This window comes from Immundisolibacter sp., assembly GCF_041601295.1.
In the GTDB taxonomy this organism is placed as follows: domain Bacteria; phylum Pseudomonadota; class Gammaproteobacteria; order Immundisolibacterales; family Immundisolibacteraceae; genus Immundisolibacter.
Genome location: NZ_JBFIII010000159.1, coordinates 1 through 3,770 on the forward strand (window position 1 = coordinate 1; position 3,770 = coordinate 3,770).

General features: G+C 66.1%; 4 protein-coding genes. 2 read left to right on the plus strand and 2 right to left on the minus strand.

All coding sequences use genetic code 11. The annotated features are described in order from the left end of the window. A partial coding sequence (locus ABZF37_RS13845) for an OmpP1/FadL family transporter (protein WP_372720917.1) occupies window positions 1-1,281 on the minus strand: 1,281 nt, incomplete at its 3' end. 116 nt (window positions 1,282-1,397) lie between these two features. Beyond that, window positions 1,398-2,024, minus strand: coding sequence for an MBL fold metallo-hydrolase (locus ABZF37_RS13850; RefSeq protein WP_372720919.1), 627 nt, complete (start codon window positions 2,022-2,024; stop codon window positions 1,398-1,400). 83 nt (window positions 2,025-2,107) lie between these two features. On the opposite strand from ABZF37_RS13850, the gene ABZF37_RS13855 reads away from it, so the two are divergent. Then, window positions 2,108-2,680, plus strand: a complete 573-nt coding sequence (locus ABZF37_RS13855; protein ID WP_372720921.1) for a hypothetical protein — start codon at window positions 2,108-2,110, stop codon at window positions 2,678-2,680. A 19-nt stretch (window positions 2,681-2,699) separates the two neighbouring features. Then, the coding region (locus ABZF37_RS13860; protein ID WP_372720923.1) for an FAD-binding oxidoreductase at window positions 2,700-3,770 on the plus strand (1,071 nt) is incomplete at its 3' end.

A 3,770-nucleotide genomic window follows, 5' to 3' on the forward strand; every position in this document is an offset into this window, starting at 1 on the left:
GACCATCTCCACGTGCGGACGTATTTTCTCGCTGGCGCCGGGCAGCGCAGCGGAGGGTCCGCGGTAGGTTTTCTCGAAGTAGTGGCCGACTGAGCCGTGTAGTTCGTGGCGGTCGGACAGCTGCCAGGTAAATCCGGCGCTCGCCTGGCGCAACTGGTTGGGCGTCAGCATATTGAAGCTGACCGAGTTGATGTCGTTGTCGTTCGGTCGCTCGCCATAACCGTAGCCGGCACGCAGGGTCAGGCTCGGCGACCAGGTGTAGGCCAGCCCGATGCGGTAGGTGGTGGCGTCCCGCCAGTTGAAACCGCTGCCATCACTGCTGCCCAGCGGCTTGCCCAGCGGGTCGGCGAGCGTGTTCAGTACGCCGTTGCCAAGCGCGTTGACGCTGGCGAAGTTGATGCGCTGCACGTCCAGGGACACTAGCCAGTCCGCGGCCGGACGCACGGCGAGACCGACGCTCAGGTTCTCTGGTATGTCGAATGTACCCTCGGCAAACAGGCCCTTGTACTTGTCGAATTCCTGCATGTAGGTGCGCGTTGCATAGGCCGCGCCGGCACTCAGCCAGGGTGCCAGTTCGGCATACCAGCCGATCCGCAGGCCAAGCCCGAAAGCCAGGTCGTAGCCTTGATTGCTGACCCGGTCTGGATGCTCTGACAGCGGCGCGAAGGCTTGCAGGCCATAGGCCTTGAAGCGCTGGGCCGTGATCAGCGGCGAAATACCGATGCTGTGCTGCGGGTTGATGCGCCACGACACGGTGGGCGCCACTACCAGCTGCGTGAGATCGAAACCGAGCTTGCCGCAGCCGAGCAGGAAATTGGCCGGCGCCGCGCCGCAGGCGGCCGGGTTGCCGTTGGTGCCCGGCACGCCGGTGGTGTCGTTGTATTCGGTATTGAGCCCACCGTTGCCGTAGACGGCGATGCCCCAGGCGAAGCGGTCGTTGATCTGGTGACTGTAGGCGCCCTCGGGGATCAGGAACAGGCTGTTTCGGCTGACCGAGTGAAAATCATAGGGACTGTCGCTGCCGGTGCGCTCGATGCGCCGGCTCGGCATGAACAGCTCCATCCCCAGGTCCAGCCGGTCCCCGGCGAACGCCAGCTTGCCGGGGTTGGACGCACCGGCGAAGGCGTCGCCGGTGACGGCCGTGGTCGCGCCGCCCATCTGCCGGGCGATTGGCCCGTAACCCATGGCGAAGTAGCCGCCGGCGGCGTTGGCCAGGCCGCCGTTCAGGCCTGTCAGCATCAATGCGATCGTCCCTGCCAGCAGGCCGCGCTGTGTTGCCATGACTCCTCCCTGGGTTTTGCAAGGTGTTTTGCAGTGTAGGGGAAACGGGGGATAAAAATCCCAGCCGTTACAGCGAGCCCTGGTCTGGCACCCTGAATGGGCGCGTACGTTTCTGCTCAGCGCAGGTCGTCGATGGTCCGGTCCAGGATTCGCTGCCAGCCGTTGCGGTCCGTCCTGCGGTAGCCATCCGGATGCCGGGCGGCCGAGGACAGCACCACATCGGGGGTGGGGCTGCGCAGCAGCTCAAGGCTGCGGCGCAAGGTCGGGCGATCCCCCTTGGCAACGTAAGTGCCCCAGCCGGCACCGTCCGGGAACAGCGTGTCGCCAGTGAACAGGTAAGTCAGATCACCGGCCGCGTCGACCCGAAAACAGGTACTGCCGGCGGTGTGCCCGGGCGTGGGGATGACGTTGAGACCTGGCAGGGCTAGGCACGGGCCGGCAAAGGCGATGTCGACCGGTGAGACGCGTTCGGCCGCGGGCGCTTCCAGCGCATGGCAACACAGCAGGGCGCTGAAGCGGCGGCGAATTTCGGCCAGCCCGGGCGCCACTTCGTCGCGGTGGCTCAGGTACTGCCAGGCAATCCCGCCGAGCCGCTCGATGGTGTCCAGTTCGGCGGGCAGGCCCGTGTTGTAGAACAGTACGTTGCCGCCCGGGCGCAGCCACAGGTAGGCGTGGGTGCTCACGTCGGGGCCGAACGGGTGCTCGGCGGCGGTCTGCCATAAGTCGGGGAACAGTTGCTGCATGGGGGTTTTCCTGTGCTGTCGCGGCCGGCAGCGGTGTCAGGCGGCTGATAGCATTGCGTGTCCCTCACCCCGGATGTGCTGCCATGACCATAGCTGTTGCCGTGCGCAAGGGTAGCGAGATCGTACTCGCCGCCGACACCCAGAACAATTTTGGCCAGAACCGGGCGCCGATTGCCAATCACCGGACCCAGAAGATCCTGACCGTGGGCGCTAATCATCTGGCGACCAGCGGCTGGGGCCTGTATGCCAACATCCTGACGGATTTTCTGGCCCGCCGGCGGGCGCCAAAACTCGATACCGAACGCGACGTGTTTCGTTTTTTTCAGGCTTTCTGGAAGGTGTTGCACGAGCAGTACTCCCTGGTCAACGACCAGTGCCAGAACGAAGAAGACCGCTCACCGTTTGGCGATCTGGATGCTTCGTTTCTGCTGGTGAATCCAGGCGGGATTTTCTTTGTGTCGTCGGACACCAGCGTGACCGAATTTCAGCAGTATTACGCGGTGGGGTCGGGCGCCGAATTCGCCCTGGGTGCCCTGCATGCGCTGTACGAGGCCGAGGCCGACGCCGAGACACTGGCGCGCCGCGCCTGCGCCGCGGCGATGGCGTTCAACGTCTATTGCGGCGGTGAGGTCGACCTGTGCCGGGTGACGGCGTGAGCGCCGTTCCGCGTACCGCATGAACAGCCCGCAGCGGGCCGAGTTGCTGGCGCGCCTGGCCACTACGCCGGGCTGCGACTGGCGCACCCAGGCGGACGCCATGGCGCCGTACCTGGCCGAACAGCGTGGTCTGTACCACGGCGCCGCGCTGGCTGTGGCACTGCCGCAGGATACGGCGGCCGTATCGGCATTGGTGCGCGCCTGCGGGGAGCTGGATCTGGCACTGGTGCCGCAGGGCGGCAATACCGGCCTGTGTGGGGGGGCGGTGGCGCAGGATGCGGCGCGGCAGGTGATCGTGAGTCTGGAGCGGCTGAATCGTATCCGCACGGTCGATGCGGCTGATTTCACCCTGACCGCCGAGGCCGGTTGCATTGTGCAGCGTGTTCGTGAGGCGGCGGCGGCTCACGATTGCCTGTTTCCGCTCAGCTTCGGCGCTGACGGCAGCGCGCAGTTGGGTGGCGTACTCAGTACCAATGCCGGCGGCACCAATGTGCTGCGTTACGGCAATGCCCGCGAACTGACGCTGGGGCTGGAAGTAGTCCTGGCGGATGGGCAGGTCTGGGACGGCCTGACCGCCCTGCGCAAGGACAACACCGGCTACGACCTGAAGCAGCTGTTCATCGGCGCCGAGGGCACGCTCGGCATCATCACCGCGGCGGTGGTCAAGCTGTTTCCGTTGCCCCGCGAAACGGTTACCGCCTGGCTGGCCTGTCCGTCAGTCGACGCCTGCCTGACCGTGTTCGGTCGCCTGCGCGCGGCCAGCGGCGATACGGTTACGGGCTGCGAACTGGTATCGCGCCTGGCGCTTGATTTCGTGCTGCGTCACCTGCCCGGAGCCCGCGATCCGCTCGGTACGCGCTCGCCGTGGTACCTGCTGGTGGAGCTGTCGAGTTCCAGTGCCAGCGCCGGTCTTGGGGCGGCCCTCGAACCGGTGCTGGAGCAATGCCTGACGAGCGGTGTCATCACCGACGCCGCGGTAGCCGCCAGTCAGGCGCAGGGCGGCGACTTCTGGCGCCTGCGCGAAGCGGTCGCCGAGGTGCAACGCCACGAAGGCGCCAGCATCAAGAACGACGTGTCAGTGCCGGTATCC